Source organism: Ruegeria sp. CDSC042 (genome assembly GCF_059610745.1).
Map to the genome: position 1 here is coordinate 1049524 of NZ_JBXWOF010000001.1, position 18301 is coordinate 1067824.

At 58.0% G+C, this 18301-nt stretch carries 16 protein-coding genes and 1 riboswitch; of the genes, 8 read left to right on the forward strand and 8 right to left on the reverse strand.

Going from position 1 to position 18301, the window contains the following annotated elements; all coding sequences use genetic code 11:
• Positions 1 to 8: 8 nt before the first annotated feature.
• Entirely contained in the window at positions 9 to 938 is a 930-nt protein-coding gene (locus AC2FHX_RS05250; RefSeq protein ID WP_496690759.1) for a glycine--tRNA ligase subunit alpha, read from the reverse strand.
• 204 nt (positions 939 to 1142) lie between these two features.
• Here AC2FHX_RS05250 and AC2FHX_RS05255 point away from each other — a divergent pair, with 204 nt between their 5' ends.
• Positions 1143 to 2879 (forward strand): serine protease, encoded by a 1737-nt coding sequence (locus AC2FHX_RS05255; RefSeq protein WP_496700053.1) that lies wholly within the window; start codon positions 1143 to 1145, stop codon positions 2877 to 2879.
• Between the two features lie 45 nt (positions 2880 to 2924).
• Here AC2FHX_RS05255 and AC2FHX_RS05260 read toward each other — a convergent pair whose 3' ends face one another.
• The 5 genes from AC2FHX_RS05260 to metZ all read right to left on the reverse strand — a co-directional run bounded on the left by AC2FHX_RS05260 (position 2925) and on the right by metZ (position 9509).
• Positions 2925 to 4508, reverse strand: coding sequence for a thiamine pyrophosphate-binding protein (locus tag AC2FHX_RS05260; RefSeq protein ID WP_496700051.1), 1584 nt, complete (start codon positions 4506 to 4508; stop codon positions 2925 to 2927).
• Positions 4508 to 5956 (reverse strand): TrkH family potassium uptake protein, encoded by a 1449-nt coding sequence (locus tag AC2FHX_RS05265; protein WP_496678166.1) that lies wholly within the window; start codon positions 5954 to 5956, stop codon positions 4508 to 4510. The genes AC2FHX_RS05260 and AC2FHX_RS05265 overlap by 1 nt, the downstream gene beginning before the upstream one ends.
• Positions 5957 to 6006: 50 nt before the next feature.
• Positions 6007 to 6768 (reverse strand): hypothetical protein, encoded by a 762-nt coding sequence (locus tag AC2FHX_RS05270; RefSeq protein ID WP_496700049.1) that lies wholly within the window; start codon positions 6766 to 6768, stop codon positions 6007 to 6009.
• Positions 6769 to 7043: 275 nt separating this feature from the next.
• Positions 7044 to 8147 carry a GTP cyclohydrolase FolE2 gene (gene folE2, locus AC2FHX_RS05275; protein ID WP_496678170.1) on the reverse strand — a complete coding sequence of 368 codons (1104 nt, stop codon included), beginning with the start codon at positions 8145 to 8147 and terminating at the stop codon, positions 7044 to 7046.
• Between the two features lie 171 nt (positions 8148 to 8318).
• Entirely contained in the window at positions 8319 to 9509 is a 1191-nt protein-coding gene (metZ, locus tag AC2FHX_RS05280; RefSeq protein ID WP_496700047.1) for an O-succinylhomoserine sulfhydrylase, read from the reverse strand.
• Between the two features lie 62 nt (positions 9510 to 9571).
• Positions 9572 to 9649, reverse strand: a riboswitch (SAM riboswitch).
• 132 nt (positions 9650 to 9781) lie between these two features.
• Here metZ and AC2FHX_RS05285 point away from each other — a divergent pair.
• The 3 genes from AC2FHX_RS05285 (at position 9782) to AC2FHX_RS05295 (ending at position 12026) form a co-directional block, all read left to right on the forward strand.
• Complete coding sequence (locus AC2FHX_RS05285; RefSeq protein WP_496700045.1) at positions 9782 to 10717, forward strand: alpha/beta hydrolase; 936 nt, start codon at positions 9782 to 9784, stop codon at positions 10715 to 10717.
• Between the two features lie 230 nt (positions 10718 to 10947).
• On the forward strand, positions 10948 to 11271 hold the full coding sequence (locus tag AC2FHX_RS05290; protein ID WP_142634548.1) for a 2Fe-2S iron-sulfur cluster-binding protein: 324 nt from the start codon (positions 10948 to 10950) through the stop codon (positions 11269 to 11271).
• On the forward strand, positions 11271 to 12026 hold the full coding sequence (locus AC2FHX_RS05295; RefSeq protein ID WP_496690765.1) for an FG-GAP repeat domain-containing protein: 756 nt from the start codon (positions 11271 to 11273) through the stop codon (positions 12024 to 12026). The genes AC2FHX_RS05290 and AC2FHX_RS05295 overlap by 1 nt, the downstream gene beginning before the upstream one ends.
• An 86-nt stretch (positions 12027 to 12112) precedes the next feature.
• On the opposite strand, the gene purD is transcribed toward AC2FHX_RS05295, so the two are convergent.
• Entirely contained in the window at positions 12113 to 13375 is a 1263-nt protein-coding gene (gene purD, locus AC2FHX_RS05300) for a phosphoribosylamine--glycine ligase (RefSeq protein WP_496700043.1), read from the reverse strand.
• 75 nt (positions 13376 to 13450) lie between these two features.
• On the opposite strand from purD, the gene xseA reads away from it, so the two are divergent.
• Positions 13451 to 14944 carry an exodeoxyribonuclease VII large subunit gene (gene xseA, locus AC2FHX_RS05305; protein WP_496700041.1) on the forward strand — a complete coding sequence of 498 codons (1494 nt, stop codon included), beginning with the start codon at positions 13451 to 13453 and terminating at the stop codon, positions 14942 to 14944.
• Positions 14945 to 14956: 12 nt separating this feature from the next.
• Here the strand turns inward: xseA and AC2FHX_RS05310 are convergent, their stop codons facing one another.
• Positions 14957 to 15352, reverse strand: a complete 396-nt coding sequence (locus AC2FHX_RS05310; protein WP_185956619.1) for a hypothetical protein — start codon at positions 15350 to 15352, stop codon at positions 14957 to 14959.
• Positions 15353 to 15485: 133 nt separating this feature from the next.
• On the opposite strand from AC2FHX_RS05310, the gene AC2FHX_RS05315 reads away from it, so the two are divergent.
• The 3 genes from AC2FHX_RS05315 to AC2FHX_RS05325 all read left to right on the forward strand — a co-directional run bounded on the left by AC2FHX_RS05315 (position 15486) and on the right by AC2FHX_RS05325 (position 18290).
• A complete protein-coding gene (locus tag AC2FHX_RS05315) occupies positions 15486 to 16124 on the forward strand; it encodes a lysoplasmalogenase family protein (protein WP_142634556.1) in 639 nt (212 codons plus the stop codon).
• 58 nt (positions 16125 to 16182) lie between these two features.
• Positions 16183 to 17301 carry a signal recognition particle-docking protein FtsY gene (ftsY, locus tag AC2FHX_RS05320; protein ID WP_142634558.1) on the forward strand — a complete coding sequence of 373 codons (1119 nt, stop codon included), beginning with the start codon at positions 16183 to 16185 and terminating at the stop codon, positions 17299 to 17301.
• An 86-nt stretch (positions 17302 to 17387) separates the two neighbouring features.
• Positions 17388 to 18290, forward strand: coding sequence for an EamA family transporter (locus AC2FHX_RS05325; protein WP_142634560.1), 903 nt, complete (start codon positions 17388 to 17390; stop codon positions 18288 to 18290).
• The last annotated feature ends 11 nt before the right edge of the window (positions 18291 to 18301 follow it).

Sequence of the window (18301 nt, forward strand, 5' to 3'; positions counted from 1 at the left end):
CTGCCGCATCAGACCTCGTACCCGGCGGCATCGGTCTGAACGAAGGCGTCGGCGCATTGCTTTGCCAAGGTCCGCACGCGCCCAATATAGGCCTGCCGTTCCGTCACCGAGATCACGCCACGCGCATCCAACAGGTTAAAGATATGTGATGCCTTGATGCACTGATCATAGGCCGGGTGCGCCATTACGATACGCTTACCGGTTTTTGGATCGTCATGCTCTTGCGCCAGAATATTGGCGCATTCGGACTCGGCCTCTTCGAAATGGCGCAGTAGGACTTCGGTGTTGGCCACGTCAAAGTTCCAGCGGGCATATTCTTCTTCGGTCTGCTTGAATATGTCACCATAGGTCAGCGGGCTGGGTGACTGCGGATCGTTGAAGGGCATGTCCATCACGTGATCAACACCCAGCACATACATCGCCAGCCGCTCCAACCCATAGGTCAATTCACCTGAAACCGGCGCGCAGTCATGGCCTCCGACCTGTTGGAAATAGGTGAACTGGCTGACTTCCATGCCGTCGCACCAGACCTCCCAGCCCAGGCCCCAGGCGCCCAGGGTTGGGCTTTCCCAGTCATCCTCGACAAACCGGATGTCATGCAGGTCCATGTCGATGCCGATTGCCTCAAGGCTGCCCAGATACAACGCCTGCAGGTCCGGCGGGCTAGGCTTGATCAACACCTGATACTGGTAATAGTGCTGCAAGCGATTGGGGTTCTCGCCATAACGCCCATCTGTTGGGCGGCGCGAGGGCTGCACATAAGCTGCGGCCCAGGACTTGGACCCCAAAGCGCGCAAAGTAGTCGCTGGATGGAATGTCCCTGCCCCGACCTCCATGTCATAGGGCTGCAGAATGGCGCAGCCTTTTGACGCCCAATAGGTCTGAAGGCGCAGGATGATCTCCTGAAAAGAGCGAGGTGCGTTGGACTTAACGGTCATCACATTCCCTTTGGACGCCATTGCGCCCTGTTCCGGTGGGTTTTGCCCTTCCTATGCAAGGGGCCAAGGGGCGTCAACGGGACAGTGTGCCCGGGAAGCCACTGAGCGGCCAAACTGGAAATTCCCCGTATTCCAGGCATGGTGTTTCAACCCGCATATCGCGTACTCTTCATCGCAGAAAAACACCGCGGACACAGGCACACAATGAGACGCATATTAACGGTAATTTCAGTTCTTTTCCTTTTCGGCGTGCGAGCATCATTTGCGCAGCAAGACGGAGGTGTTTGGGTCCAGGTCGAGGCGCAGCCTTCGCTGCGTGAAGCCCAGGAACGCGCACAAACCTATTCTGGCGCGTTGCCAGACGTAAATGGATTTCGCCTGAATTCGGGCTGGTATGCCATTGTGATCGGCCCGTATCTGCGCGGCGATGCCGAGCAAGTTCTGCGGGTGTACCGCGCAGAGGGGCAAATTCCAGCCGACAGCTTTATCGCCTTCTCGAACACACTGGGGCAGCAGTTCTGGCCGGTCAGTGCGAATACTCAGGACCAGGCCGCTGTGACAGCGCCGGTCGCATCTGAACCGGAACAACCAGTGGCCGAGGCAACCCCGCAAATTGCCGATGAAACCAGATCACAGGCGCTGCAAAGCGAACGATTGCTGAGCGCGCAGGAGCGTATGGGCCTTCAATCCGCACTTCAGGCAGCCGGTTTCTACAATTCGACGATTGACGGTGCCTTTGGTCAGGGGACACGCCGCTCGATGGGCGACTGGCAAAGTTTCAACGGATACGAGGCGACCGGGGTTTTGACCACGGCACAGCGCAAGGCCTTGATGGATGACTATAACGCGCCATTAATCAGCGCGGGAATGCAGCTCTACACAGACCCACAGGCAGGTATCGAGATGGCCATGCCGCTGGGTGTTGTTGCATTCGACCGTTACGAGGCCCCCTTCGTGCATTTCAACGGCTCGACCGACCTGAATGCTCAGGCCCTGCTGATCAGTCAGGATGGCACCAAAGCAACCCTGCGGGCCCTTTTTGAAGTCATGCAGTCGCTGGAAATCGTTCCGCTTGAAGGCCCTCGCCAGCTGCGCGGTGACAGCTTTACGCTGGAAGGTCGCGGCAATGACATTGTGTCCTATACCGAGGCCAAGCTGAAAGATGGTCAGATCAAAGGTTTTACCCTGGTCTGGCCCGAAGGGGACGAGGCGCGCCGTACCCGCGTTCTTGCCGCCATGAAAGCGGGCTTTAGCACCACTGATGCGGTTCTTGACGCCGCCGCCGGATCGGACGCTGCGCAAAGCATTGATCTTGTATCCGGCCTGCAGGTTCGCAAACCGCGCCTGTCACGCTCGGGGTTCTTTGCGGATGCCAAAGGCACCGTCCTGACCGTGACTGAGGCGGCAGATAGCTGCTCGCGGATCACGCTGGACGGCGCGCACGAGCTTGAGGTCGCCTCGACCGATCCCGATCTCGGCATCGCTGTTCTGCGGCCAAGCCGCGACCTTTCCCCGATCAGCGTGGCCGAGTTCAGCAGCACCAAGCCGCGGATTCAGTCCGAGGTTGCGGTCTCCGGATTCTCGTATCAGGGCGTTTTGGGCGGTCCGACACTGTCATATGGGCAGATCGCCGACCTGCGCGGCCTGAACGGTGAGGATGGCGTGAAACGCCTGGCGCTGGCCACCCAACCCGGTGATGCAGGAGGCCCCGTGTTTGACGGCAATGGTCAGGTGGTCGGGATGCTTTTGCCGACCCCGACGAATGGGCGGACCCTGCCCGCCTCGGTCAGCCTGTCTGCCAATACAGAGAGCCTGAACAAGGCGCTGAGCAAGGCTGGGCTGGCAGGTCAATCCAGCGCCACCGCCGCCACGCAGGTCTCACCCAATGAGCTTAGCCGCCGGGCAAATGGGATGACTGTTCTGGTACAATGCTGGGATTGAGTTCGTAAAATCTCGCATAAACGCCGCCCATCCGGGCGGCGTTTTTTATTCTGCGCGCCATATGTCCGGAGTGATCCGGATCAATGTCGGCCCCTTAGCGGTAAACGCTTTTCGCACCGCGGACTGCATGTCTTCCAGTGTTGAGGGCGCGGCAGACAAGGCGCCGAATGCCTCGGCCAGTTTGCAAAAGTCAGGGTTACGCGCAACGACAGCATTCGGGGCGATCTGACTGCCCACCATGCTGTCTTCGATCTCTTTCAGCTTGCCATTGTCCCAAAGAATGATCGGCAGGGGCAAACCCAGCTCTACCGCCACGCCCAATTCCATCATCGTGTAGTGAAAGCCATAATCCCCAGCAATCACAGCAGTCGGCCTGCCCGGCCGCGCGATAGCGCCACCTATTCCAGCCGGCAACGCATAGCCCAGCGTGCCAAAGCCGTTCGGGTGGTGCCAATGATAGGGGAAGGGCATTTCCCACACCCCCTTGGCAACATAGGCGAACTGGGTCATGTCCGAATACACCATCACATCCGCTGGCATTGCCTTACGCAAGGCATCCAACACCGGGACAATTCCGGGTCGATCTGCGTCAATCTCGGCGCGCCATTTACTGCGGGCTTCGGAAACCTCATCCGAAGACCAGCCATTTGCCGGTTTGACATGGTCAATAGACGCCCACATCGCGTGGGCAAAGCTTTCGCCATCCGCCTGCAACTTGACCGAGGCCCGATGATGGTCTGACAGGACCTGAGGGTCCAGATCAATGCGGATCATATTGGCCGTATGCCCCAGCGCATCGCGCCACAGATCGACCTCACCCAGCTCGGCTCCGACGACCACCACAAGATCGGCGGAGGCGATGATCCGGGCGCTTTCGGGACGAGACAAGGCAGCGCCAAAATCCAACGCATAATCCAACCCCACCATTCCACGCCCCGCATAGGTGGTGAAACAGGCCGCTCCGATCTGTGTCAGAATCTGCCGCCACAAGTTTGATCTTGCACCACCTCCCAGAACGAACAGCGGCCTGCGCGCAATGTTCAGCATCGACAAGACCGGCGCGACGTCCGGCGGCAGAGCCTTTGTCCGCAAACCCGGCTGGTTCGGGAATGGGGCTGGGTCAGCCTGTGCCTTAAGTTGCGAAATCGGCACCTGTATGTGCTTGGGTCTGGGGCGGCTCAACGCGAACTCTTCGAAAGCACGTTCAACCAGGCCATAGGCGGCCGAAGCTGTATTAGCCTGCAACGACCAATCCGCGACCGTTTCTCCGGCGGCACGTTGATCCTTCATCTGATGAAGCTGTCCCTGCAGCGCCTGATCATCATCAAGGCAGGAGGACAGCACCAGCATTGGCACCGAATCCGAATACCCCTGCCCCATGGGTGTCATGATGTTGCACAGCCCAGGCCCTGTGATCACATAGGCCACGCCAGGATTGCCACTTGCGCGCGCATATCCGTCCGCCATGAAACCGGCCCCCTGCTCGTGACGCGCAAGAACATGGGTGATGCCGGCTTCTTCGATCCCGCGATACATCTCTTGATTATGGACGCCGGGGATACCAAAAATCACATCAACACCCCGATCCCGGAGCATGTGCGAGATTTGAGCGCCAAGTGGTCTTTTCATCAACTTCTCCAGAAATGGACTGTGAACAGCGCATAGACCGCGAGCAGTTCAAGCCGACCGACCAGCATCCCCGCAGATAGTAACCATTTGGCTGTATCGCTGAGCCCGCTGAAATTACCCGCTGGTCCGATCTGATCCCCAAGGCCCGGACCAACATTGGCCAACGCTGTTGCTGCACCCGAGACAGAGGTAATGAAATCCAGCCCGGTCAGCGCCAGCGCCCATGCCAGAAAACCCAAAGACAATACGAAGAACATGAAAAAGCTCATGACCGAAGTCAGGACATCCGTTCCGATGGGACGCCCATCATAGAGAGGCATGAACACCCCATGCGGTGAACGGATACGCCGGATTTGAGTTTTGATGGATGCAAACAGCAGTTGATAGCGGAAAATCTTGATCGAACAGGCAGTTGATCCTGCACACCCTCCGATCAGGCCAATCAGGAAGAACACCATGATCGGAAAACTGCCCCAACCCATATAATCGACGCTGGCATAACCGGTACCTGAAATGATCGACGTGATGTTGAACAGCGATTCCCGCACCGCCTGTTCCCAGTGATGCGGAAAGACAGAGGTCAAAAACACCGCCATGACGGCTACAAGAACCACGATCGTGGCCAAAAACGCCCGAATCTGACTGTCGCGGAACAGGGAGCCGGTGCTGCCATTGGCAAACTGAACATAACGCACAAATGGCAGGGCAGCGAGGATCATGAAAATCGACGCCGCATATTCCGCCGGACCCGAGAAGGTACCGAACGATGCATCATAGTTTGAAAACCCACCGGTCGAGATTGTGGTCATAGAATGAACCACGGCGTCAAAAAAGCTCATGCCAAGACCGGTGTAAACAAGCGCGCAGACCACGGTCAGGAACACGTAGATCAGGGAAATCTGGCCTGCGATTTCTTGCGCCCGCGGCAGGATCTTACCCATGGTTTCGAAACCTTCCGAACGGAAGATCTGCATTCCTCCGACCCGAAGCTCGGGCAGAAAAACCATTGCAACAACGATGATCCCGATACCGCCCAGCCATTGCAGCACACCGCGCCACAAAAGCAAGCCCTGCGGCAGCCCATCGAGCCCCGAAATCACGGTCGAGCCCGTGGTCGTAAGGCCAGACATGGCCTCGAAATAGGCATCTACAAAGCGCAACTCGGTTTCCCCGAACAGGAAAGGAATTGCCCCAAATAAAGGCAAAGCCACCCAAACGCCGGTCGTGAGCAGAAAGGTCTGGCGGATCGTCAACCCTTCGCCAACGCCATTTGAGCAGCTCATAGAAAGGACAGCGCCGGTCAGAATGGTAATAACGCTGCTTTCAAGGAAAACATGCCATTCGCCGCGGCCCTCGATAAGGTCCGCAAGCATGGGCAACATCATGGTCGCCCCAAGAATGGCGACCAACAGGCCAATCACATATCCTACCGGGCGCATGTCCGTCATGAGGCGCAGCGTTGGCGCGCCTGCACGACTGTGTCAAGCGGATGTCCCGATTACTTTTCGGTTTTGCCGCTCGAGACGGGCATCACGGGCGGTTTCGAAGGCGCGCGTGACCGGCGTGCAGCTGCCGCCTGTCCCGCCTGTGTCTTCGACGCGGCCGGATTTGCGGGTGCAGGTTTGGCGGTTGCGACCCGATCTGCCTTCACCTTGGACGCTACGGGTTTAACAGCTGCGGTTTTTGCAACAGCAGCGTCGATCGCAGCGGCGGGAGCAGCAGATTTTACCACTGCAGGCCTAACTGCAGCAGGTTTAGCGGCTTCTACTTTGGGCGTTTCAGATTTGGCAGTTACGGTTTTGGTAACAGCAGGCTTTGCCGTAGCGGCTTTGGGGGCAGCGGGCCTAGCTGCGACTTTTGGGGCTGCGGCTTTTGCCACTGCAGGTTTTGCCGCGGATTTGGTCTGTGCCTTTTTCGCACCCCCCGACGCTCTGGCTTTTGTCACAGGTTTCGCCAGGGCGGGCTTGGGCGATTCGGCCTTTGCCTTGACTTCTGCCTTCTTCTGGACGGCCACTTTGACCTTTGCCGCAGGTTGCGGATCAGCATTGACCACAGGCATCGCCTGAGATTTGAACTCAGGTGCCTTCACGTCAGCAACAGTCTTTTCGGAGGCGACACGCAGGGCCTGAACCTGGGCGAAGGGCAGTTCAATCGCAGAGTTGGTCAGAATTTGCATGATTTTCAAATGGTTGGTCATTGCCTCACCGGCAAATCGAATTGCTGCTGCCTGAAATTCAAATGGCTGGGTAAACGGGTTCATGAGGTTGTTCTCCTGTGAAAGTGATGCAACCCGCGAATGAGTAAAGAACCCTGCCCGCCCTGACTAAACGGGCGGATTACGTTGCCTTGCAGTCCTTGGCGTCGCACGTGCCGGCTTCCTGATTGAGTGAAATGATCACCAGAACAGTGACCACGAGATGGCTGCATTCAAGGATAGTTTACAGCAAGAACTTCGCGCTTGCAGCATTTATCGCTGCAATGCGGCGAATTTTCACCGCACCGGCACTTAATCAAGGTTTTACAAAAGTTTAGCGCCTATCCGACGTGAAACAACGTCGTAAACAGCCTCGGATCCAGGCTGGAGGACACAAAGGTCGGGCCCTCAGTCAGAACAGAAACGGCATCATGGCTGTGCAGGCTTTCTTGATGGCTGGCGATCACGCGGAAATCGCCGATATGATGGTCGGCCAAAAGTTCGGCACAAAACAGGCGTGCCGCGTCTTCGACAAAAATCGGGTTTGCGGCGTTCAGCTCGGCAAATGCCTGCTCATCTTCACGTTTGACCATGACCTGCGTCTCGGTCGGCACCGCCCTGCGACACAGCGCAATCAGATCTTCGAACCAGAGGCAATCGGCATCGCAATCGACCGCAACCGATATCCGCGCAACCGAGCGCTGCGAATGCGGCGTCGCCAGTTGCCCTCGTGTAGACCGCGCATGCTCGCTGAGCTCCAGAGAACATGGGCACGTCGAGGAATACACATAATCCAGATGCATGATCTTTTGACGCACGCCATTCTGTTCAACCAGTTCCAGCGCGATATCGTAATATTGATAGCCTTCCAGACCCGAACGCAGGCTTTGGGTCCTGTCCGGGTAAGAGAACCGCATCTGGATACGTGCGTCAAAGCTGTCCAGATCGGTCATATAGTCGTTCAGCGCAGCCTCGATCACCTCAAAGCTGAACGTGCGCTCAGCATGTTTGTAGAACGAACGCATGATACGGGACATGTTGATGCCCTTCTTTTCCGCATCAAGGCTGACAGTGCCAGTCACTGAGGTCTCCAGCGTCAGGTCGTCGCCCTGCTTGCGGTGAAACCGGATCGGCAGGCGGAAATTCGATATGCCAACATGTTGAATCTGTTGCTTTGCCCCACGGATCAGGCTGGAAGGTCCATTCTGAAGGTCAGGCAACGAGGCGCGGTAGGCCTCATCCACAGCAAACCCCTCGGGGTAATGCCGCGACAGGGATGGGTAGTTGACCGGCAGGAGCCCCGGCACAAGCCGCGCGACAGCAGGATCAAGCTGACCGATATCTGCCTCGGTCGCGTTCTCGGCCCATTTCCGCAGGGTTTTCAACGCTGCCGCGGCCTCATCATTGTTGGGGGCGTCATCAATGTCACGGGGATACACGTTCATCGATCAGGGCTCCTCGGGTTGGTCGCCGGACTATATATATGTTCGACGCGATTTCCAGTCTAATGGTATACGCGCCGAAACACAGCCCGGATCGAAACTTCGTGATGGGCGCATCATGCGCACATGTCACAAACCGTTTTCGAACTATGCCTAACAGTCCAGCAGACACCCCTATTGCTGAGAAACGTCCAATGCGCGCTTGATATCGGCAAGAAGATCATCGGCGTCTTCCAAACCTACCGAGAACCGGATGAGGCCCGGAGCAATGCCCAGCTCAACTTTTTGGTCGTCACTCAATCTTTGATGTGTGGTGGTTGCCGGGTGGGTCGCAATCGACTTGGCATCGCCCAGATTGTTCGAAATCACCGGAATCGTCAGGGCGTTAAGGAAGAAAAATGCCGCCTCTTTTCCGCCCTTGATATCCAACGACAGCACTGTCCCGCCTTTGCCGCCAAGCTGCGTTTGTATCAGATCATTCTGCGCATGAGACTTCAGACCGGGGTAAAGCGTCCGCTCCAACGCCGGATGGCCCTCTAGCGCCTCGGCAATCCTCTGGGCGGTTTCGGCCTGTGCGTTGACCCGCAAGGCCATGGTCTCAAGCCCTTTCAACATGATCCACGCGTTGAAGGGGCTAAGCGCGCCTCCGGTGTGTTTCATATAGGGCTCGACCGTACCACGGATGAACTCTTTGGTGCCGATGATGACACCACCCAGGGCGCGGCCCTGCCCGTCAATATGCTTGGTCGCCGAGTAGACAACCACGTCAGCCCCCTGAGCGATCGCGCGCGAGAAAACTGGGGTCGAGAACACATTGTCCACGATGACCGTTGCACCAACCGCATGGGCCAGAAGGGAAACGGCTGAGATGTCGATGACCTCAAGCGTCGGGTTGGACATGGATTCGAAGAAAACCGCTTTGGTGCCCGGGCGGATCGCAGCCTCCCATGCGTCAAGATCGGTACCGTCCACAAAGGTCACTTCAACCCCGAACCGGGTCAGCACGTTTTCCAGAATATACAGGCACGACCCGAACAGAGCCTTGGCAGAAACAACGTGGTCACCGGCTTGCAACATCGAAGTCAGTGCCGCATTCACCGCAGCCATTCCAGAGGCGGTGGCAAAAGCGTCTTCGCCCCCTTCCAGGGCCGCGATACGCTGTTCAAACATCGAAACTGTCGGGTTGCCATAACGAGCGTAAATGAACTCATCAGGGCCGGTTTCGATGAACCGCGCCTCGGCCTGCTCGGCCGTATCATAGACAAATCCCTGGGTCAGAAAGATCGCCTCGCTCACTTCGTTGTATTGGCTGCGGCGGGTGCCGCCATGGACGGCTTGTGTGCGCTTGTTCCAGCTCTCGCTCATGTCATTCCTTTCAGCCCCTTGAGGGACGTAAACAAAAAACCCCAGACGCGGCCAAGCGAAAGGGGTCTTTCATCCTGACCTTTTAGCGGTGTTGTTTAGCGTGGCCCGCAATCCGGTAACAAATCGCCACGTGGTGATGCTGAATTACGCCGCGGCTGCAGTATCGTCAACCCCGCCCCCCGCAACGTCGCGCAGCTGTAACAATCCCTTTACCTAGGGGACATAGGCTATTGGGATATTGCCGCCACAACATCTTGTATGAGGCAGTGAGAATGCCAATAATCCGGATCAACGCGACCGGCGACACGCTTACGCTGCACAACAGCCCACAGTCCCCCTTCAGCCTGCTATGTCAGACCCGGCACATCCAAGGCCCGGTCATCCTCATGTTGCATGGGTACAGGTTCCGGCCAGGCCGGGCCAAGGCCTGCCCGCACCAACATTTCTTGTCCCTGCCCCGGACATCCTCGCCAACATCTTTCTGCAGCTGGCCGCGGCAACTTGGTTTTGGCACTGGTTTGCAAACCGAGGGGCTGGGCATTGCCTTTGGCTGGAATGCACGGGGCCCGTTTTGGGGTGCCCTCCGCCGGGCGCACGAGGCAGGACGTGTTCTGGCCGAATTGATCCGGGAACTGCGCCATCTGAACCCGCGACGTCCGATCCACTTTATTGGCCACTCGATGGGGACCGAATTGGCGTTTGAAGCCCTGCATCACATCCGACCCGGATCCCTGGGCCGCATCATCTCGTTGACCGGAGCCGCCTATCAGAGTCGCGCGTTAAGAGCGCTGGCCACTCCGGCGGGTAGACGGGCAGAATTCATCAATATTACGAGCCGCGAAAACGATCTGTTTGATTTTCTATACGAATGCCTGATCCCTCCGCCTGAACAAGGCGATCGCAGCATAGGCAGCGGCTTGACGGCCCCGAATGCAATAACGCTGCAACTGGATTGCCCGGACACGCTGAATCATCTGGCGCATCACGCTTTTGCGATCCATGCCTCCAGACGCAGGTTCAGCCATTGGTCCAGCTACACACGAACTGGTGCGTTGGAAGTTTATCAGGCATTGATACGTAACCCAAACGCCCTGAGCTTGGCCGTCCTGCGCAGTGGCATCCCACCCTTACCCCAGCGCCGATGGTCTCGGCTATTTGCATGGTCAGAACCCTTGGCTTTCAATTCGCTTTCCAGCAAAACCTCATGACCTCGGCAATCGGCGTATTTTTGACCCTCGACCTCACAACGGGCAGCCGCTGACTGGCTATGCCAAATCCAGTCGGTAGCTGCGGGTAAAAATACAGCGAGCAGAAGAACGGGAGGGGAACAAAGGCCAAGAATTCCCAGACGCGGCACATCGAGTCGCAAATGAGGCTGGAAACACCTAAATGCCTTGACTAAGGAAGGATCTAACATCGCAAGAGGAAGACGCACGCAATGGCAAAGATCACTTATGTCGAGCATGGCGGTACCGAGCATACTGTCGAGGTCGCCAACGGACTAACCGTCATGGAAGGAGCCCGTGACAACAACATTCCCGGCATCGAAGCGGATTGCGGCGGCGCCTGTGCCTGTTCGACCTGCCATGTCTATATCCACCCCGACTGGGTTGAGAAAATTCCCGGCAAGGATGACATGGAAGAAGACATGCTGGACTTTGCCTATGAGCCCGACCCTGCCCGTTCGCGCCTGACCTGCCAGATCAAAGTCACAGACGAGATGGATGGCCTGATCGTTCAGATGCCGGAAAAACAGATCTGATGCCCTGCAAAGCGCCGCGCCTACCCTACCGAACTTGGCAGGGTCAGGCCCGCGGCGCAGCGCTGACGTTGTGCTTCTGGCTGACGGGCCATGCCCCGTTGGCACTGGCGGAGACCGTCTCAGCCGCTCGTTTCACCGAGCCGACGACACGTTACGCCCACGGAGTTCTGGGTGATAACATCGAATATGGCGCGTTAGAGCTGACTACCCAAAGCGGAAACGTGACCATCCGTCTTCCATCTGATCGCGTATTTGAAGATCTCGCTCCACGGCTAGTGGACGTAGATCAGGACGGGACCCCCGAGGCCATTGTCGTTGAATCTCAGGATCAAGCGGGCGCTCAGTTGGCCATCTATGATGCCAGAGGGGACAAAATCGCCGCAACTCCGCATATCGGTACCCGCTTTCGATGGCTTGCTCCGGTCGGGGCGGCGGATCTGGATGGGGATGGCAATATCGAGATCGCCTATATCGACCGCCCTCATCTGGCCAAGACATTGCGCATTTGGCGCTTTGTCGACGGCGAATTAATCCAGATTGCCGCTCTACCAAGGCTGACAAATCATCGGATCGGCGAAGATTTCATCACAGGGGGTCTGCGCGACTGTGGCAATGGCCCGGAACTGGTTGTCGCGTCTGCGGACTGGCGCGAAATTGTCAGCATCCGCTTTGACAATGGCTGGGTGCAGCATCTGGTCGCCCCCTTTAGCCCGAAAGCAATGACCTCTGCGCTTAACTGCGTACCCTCGCCCTGACTTCAGCCCGCGTCAGAGGGCTGCCCGGCCCAAGTCCATTGACGCTGCATCTCTGATGCAGTGGCTGGGCGCGGGAGCCGTCGCGATTACAGCGCCCGCCATCCGATATCCCGGCGAAAGAACCCCTCTGGCCAGTTGATCCCGTCGATCAGCTCATAGGCGCGATCACGCGCTTCCTGCAGGTTCTGGCCGCGTGCGGTGACATTCAATACACGGCCACCACTAGAGACGATCTGACCGTCGGCTTCTTTGGTTCCTGCGTGAAACACCATATTGCCGCTATCTTCAGATACGTCATCCAGCCCTTTGATCACGCTGCCTTTTTGGTAAGAGCCCGGATAACCATTTGCGGCCATGACTACCGTCAAGGCGTGATCATCCGCCCAGTTTACACGCGCCTCGGCCAACCGGCCTTCTGCTGCGGCGTGCATCAGGTCCATCGCCTGCGCGCCCAGGCGCATCATCAGCACCTGACATTCCGGGTCGCCGAAACGCACGTTATATTCAACCAACCGTGGCTGGCCGTCCTTGATCATCAAACCAACATAAAGAACGCCCTGAAACGGCGTTCCGCGCCGCTTCATCTCTGCCATGGTGGGGCGCACAATCTCGTTCATCGCGCGCTCTTCGATTACAGCGCTTAACACGGGAGCCGGAGAATACGCGCCCATGCCGCCGGTGTTCAGACCGGTATCGCCCTCGCCTACCCGTTTATGGTCTTGCGCCGTGCCAATGGACAGGATGCTTTCCCCGTCGCACAGCACGAACAGAGATGCCTCTTCACCTTCCATGAACTCTTCGACCACAACTTCGGCACCGGCACCACCAAAGGCTCCGCCAAACATGTCATCGATCGCATCCAAGGCCGTCGCTTCGTCCATCGCAACGATCACACCCTTGCCCGCGGCCAAGCCATCAGCCTTGACGACGATAGGTGCGCCCTTCTTTTTGATATAGGCTTTGGCTGGCTCGGCCTCGGTAAACCGGGCGTATCCTGCGGTTGGAGCATTGGCGGCGTCGCAGATCTCTTTAGTAAAGCTCTTGGACGCCTCGAGACGTGCGGCCTCTGCCGAGGGGCCAAAAACCAGCACACCGGCCTCGCGCAAACGATCCGCAACCCCCGCAGCCAATGGCGCCTCGGGGCCGACGATCACAAAGTCGATCGCGTTCTCATCCGCAAACCTGACCACCTCACCGCCGTTTTCGATATCCAGCGCTGCACATTCGGCAATCTGGGCGATCCCGGCATTGCCCGGCGCCACAATCAGGCGGTCGCATTTCGGGTTTTGCATCACCGCCCAGGCCAGGCTGTGTTCGCGCCCACCACTGCCGAGAATGAGGATGTTCATGACTGCTCTCCGATCTGCTTGGCCTTGCCTTCCGCGCGTTCTAAGCTGGCCGGGCATTTGACACAAGGCGCTGAAATGTCCGACCTGCTTGACGACCCCATTCCCGGCCAAAATACCCCAGAATACACTGTTTCCGACATCTCGGGCGAGGTGAAGCGGACGCTGGAAGGCAGTTTCGGCCGAATCCGTGTTCGGGGTGAAGTCGGTCGCGTGTTCAAAGCCAGATCTGGTCATCTGTACTATGACATCAAGGACGACAAGAACGTACTGGCCTGCACCACTTGGAAAGGCCAGGTTGCTGCCCTGTCCGTGGTTCCCGAGGAAGGTCTGGAAGTGGTCGTCACAGGCCGCCTGACCGCTTTTGGAGCGCAGTCCAAATACAATCTGAACGTGGATGAGGTTTCGGTGGCCGGACAGGGTGCCCTGATGGCCCTGCTTGAAAAGCGAAAGAAACAGTTGGAATCCGAGGGCCTGTTCGCACCCGAGCGTAAAAAGCCTCTGCCCTATCTTCCTCAGATCATCGGCGTGGTGACTTCACCCTCGGGCGCGGTGATCCGCGATATCCTGCACCGGTTGCGTGACCGATTTCCGCGCAAAGTGTTGATCTGGCCTGTCGCCGTGCAAGGTTCGAATTGCGCGCCTGAGGTGGCGAACGCGATTACTGGTTTCAACCAACTGACTCCTGGCGGTGCGCTGCCGCGACCGGACCTGATCATCGTCGCCCGTGGTGGCGGGTCAATCGAGGACCTCTGGGGGTTCAACGAAGAGATCGTGGCCCGCGCTACGGCGGCATCAGAGATCCCGGTGATCTCGGCCGTTGGGCACGAGACCGACACGACCCTGATTGATTTTGTGTCGGACCGCAGGGCCCCAACCCCCACAGCCGCAGCCGAACTTGCGGTGCCTGTCCGCATGGAACTTCTGGCCTGGACCGGAGAGCAAGGCGCCCGCCTGTCCCGTGCAGCCACGGACGCTGTGCAAAGACGGTCGCAACGGTTGCGGGATTTATCCCGCGCATTACCACGCCCGGATAGCTTGTTGAACAACCCGCGACAACGCCTTGATTTAATTGCGGACCGACTGACACCAGCACTTGAGCGCGGCGTACAAAACCGCCGCCTTCAAGTTGTGAAACTGTCCGCCCATCTGCGCCCGTCCACATTACGCTCACTGGTCGGAACCCGACAGGAAACACTGCGCAGCCTTTCGTCGCGCCTGTCTGTCCGGCCGATCCAGCGCGAAATCGACAGCCAACGGCAAAACATCAACCGCCTAGCCGAACGCTTGAGTACAGCGCAAGCCGCGCATCTGGACCGGATGCGTCAATCCCTGGAAACCGCAGACCGGCTGCGGGAAACGCTAAGCTACAAGGCAACGCTGCAACGTGGATATGCGGTCGTACGCGCCGAAGGACAGGTACTGACAACCCGTAAACAGGCGGCAAAACACCAATCCTTTGACATTGAATTTGCAGATGGCGAATTGACGACCGGCCCGTCTACCGCGTCACCGTCAACTTCGAAAAAGCCGCCGAAAAAGGATGCGCCGGATCAGGGGTCGTTGTTCTGACCCCTGCACAGGCTAGACACCGACTTCGGGACCGTAACAGACCATCTCGGCGTCTGTGTCTTCGTTCTCATATAGTTCGGTCATCTCAGGATTTCCCTCGAACTGAGCGATCAGACCGCCGCCAGATTCGGTGAATACCCAGCATTGCGGGTCATGCCGGTCTTCATAGACGAAACAGATCTGTCCTTCCTGCTCGTACCAGAGCCCTTCTTTGCAGTTCCCATCCAGAAAAGACCAAATCACGCGGCGATCCGGCAGATAACGCTCGACCCCATAAATCCTGCCTTCAAAGCCATAGAACAGGGTTTTTCCCAGCGTATAGCGGTCAAATTCGGCGCCGGATAGAGATGTGTCGGCACAAACCGCCGGGGCAGCCATCGACAACAGAATCGCAATTCGTTTCAGCATGGGTTCATTCTGTCAGATGGCAGGCCGCTAGGCCAATTCCCTTTTCATTCCAACCGGGTGCCTTCACGTCACCGATTGAGTTTTGCGGTTATGCGCTGCGAAAGTGTTCAGTACATGCTGCGGAGATAACTCTATGACCAATGCCCTCTTTCTGATTGCGACAGCTTGCGCTCTGGCTTACCTGCCATTGACCTCGCGTGGCGCTGGCGCTGTTCGGTCAATCCTAAAGACCCTATCCGTCGCAGTTCTGGCGGTCATTGCCGCCCAAAGTGGCGCTCCATTTCTGTTGATCCTTGCGCTGGCATTCTGTGCGCTGGGGGACGCCCTTCTGTCCCGGGAAAGTGATGCCACCTTCATGGCCGGGATCGGTGCCTTTGCAACTGGTCATCTGGCCTATATCGGGCTGTTCTTGTCCCATCCGGCCAGCAACGCCGCGCTTATTCTGGAGAAGCCCGGATATTTCTGGTCTTTGATCCTCCTCGGTATTGTCGTAGTCACCCTATTACCGCCGCGTGCCGGAGACCTGAAATGGCCCGTTCTCGGGTATATTCCGATCATTCTGGGTATGGGTATCACGGTCCTGGCCCTGCCCGAAACAGGCGCGCTGCGTTGGGCTTTACCTGCGGCTTTGTCCTTTATCGCGTCCGACCTGATCCTGGCGACTGAGAAGTTTCTTCTGCCAGCGGACCATCCCAGCCGCCGTTTCACCTCCTATCTGGTTTGGGTATTGTATTGGGGGGCGCAAGCCGGTCTTCTGATCGCCTTCCTCTGACCCTTTGCAACTGCTGCAATTCCGCATTAGGTGAGAGGAACACCTGCGGAGACCAAAAATGGCGCTATTCTCAAAGCTCAAGGACAAGCTGTTCAAATCCTCATCCCGCCTTGAACAAGGGTTGGATGCCATCGTTGAAGATGGGGGCGAGGAAACAACTGCACCGGATCCAATCCCGCCAGCGCCAGCGCCGCATTCCGAACCGGCACCCGAAGTCGCGCAACCGGACATGGCACCGGAACAGGCAGTTGCCAAACCGGTGTCCACTACAGCCGAGTCTGCGCCGTCCAAATCCATGCTCGGGCGGCTTTTCGGGCGCGCCGAAACCGAGACAACAGTTCGCCGCACGCTGGATGACGACATGCTGGAACAGCTTGAAGAGCTGTTGATTGCATCCGACATGGGTGTGGACACAGCGCTGCGCGTCACCGCCAATATGGCCGAGGGCCGTTATGGCCGCAAACTTTCGACACAAGAGATCAAGCAGCTTCTGGCGCAGGAAGTCGCCCGGGTTATGGAACCCGTTGCAAAGCCCATGCCGCTCTATTCCAAACGCCCACAGGTGGTACTGGTCGTTGGCGTCAACGGATCGGGCAAGACCACCACGATCGGCAAACTAGCAAGCCAGTTCAGGGCGGCCGGCAAGAACGTAGTGATCGCAGCTGGAGACACCTTCCGCGCAGCCGCCGTAGAACAGCTGCAGGTCTGGGGCGACCGCGCAGGCGTTCCGGTCCTGACAGCCCCCGAAGGCTCAGACCCCGCCTCCCTGGCCTTCGATGCGTTGACCCGCGCACAAGAGGATGGCGCCGATCTGTTGATGATCGACACCGCCGGTCGTCTGCAAAATCGTGCCGACCTGATGGAGGAATTGGCCAAGATCGTCCGGGTGATCCGCAAAGTCGACGAAACCGCACCGCACAATACCCTTTTGGTTCTGGACGCCACCACCGGTCAGAATGCACTCAGTCAGGTCGATACCTTTCAGAAACTGGCCGATGTCTCCGGCCTGGTGATGACCAAGCTGGACGGCACCGCAAAAGGCGGCGTGCTGGTGGCTCTGGCTGACAAGTTCGGCCTGCCCATTCACGCAATCGGCGTCGGAGAGCAGATCGACGATCTTTCCCCCTTCGATCCCGAAGAATTCGCAGCCGCCCTAACAGGCCTGGAAAAAGGCTAATCCCTACTTCATCTGGCTAAAAATATCTTCGGGGGTGTGGGGGGCAGACAGCCCCCCACCCTCTCCACCCGCGAAAGGTCGATGTCTTGAGCGACTGGCTCATCTCTCTGGAAGGCACGCCCAAGGGCCATGACCTTGCCCTTGGGCTCGCGCTGATGGCCGCCTTCTTGCACGCGGTGTTCGGAGCATTACAAAAGGGCCGCCACGACCCGTGGCTGTCCCGCGGGGCTATAGACGCCAGCTACTGTCTTCTGGCTGCACCTTTCGCGTTTTTTGTAGTGCCCTGGCCCGAGCCCTATATGTGGCCAATCTTCGCCACCGTCTGGCTGATCCACATCGCTTACAAGATACTGCAGGCAATGGCCTATACCAAAGGCTCTTATACAGTGGTCTATCCTGTTGTGCGCGGCACCGGACCCCTGTTCACAGTATTCGGTGCCTACCTGTTGTTTGGCGAGACCTTCTCTGCCACGCAATGGTTTGGTGTCGCGGTCTTGCTGGCCGGGATATTCGGGCTTGCGGCCTATAATCTGCGGTTTCTCGAAACCAACCGCGAAACGCTTGGGATCGCCCTAGCCTTGGCCCTCGCAACCGGCCTGTTTGTGGCGTTATATACCACCTATGACGCCTATGGCATTCGTGCGACGGCCGATCCGTTCACCTTTCTGGCCTGGTTTTTCATGATCGACGGGGCCGCCATGCCGATCTATGCGTTTTTTCGCTGGCGCGCGATGGCCCATCGCCCGGCCTTGGGACCCTTGGCGCTGCGCGGCATCGCCGGCGGGATCATCGCCCCTCTATCTTTCGGAGCCATCATGCTGGCCACGCGGTTGGACAAGGTCGGCGAAGCCGCCGTTCTGCGGGAAACCTCCACCGTCTTTGCCGCCCTGATCGGCTGGCTGGTTCTGAAAGAAACCGTCGGCCCAAGGCGGATCGCGCTGATGGCATTGATTGCACTCGGCGCCGTAATAGTTGAAATGGGCGGGTAAGCAGCAGGACA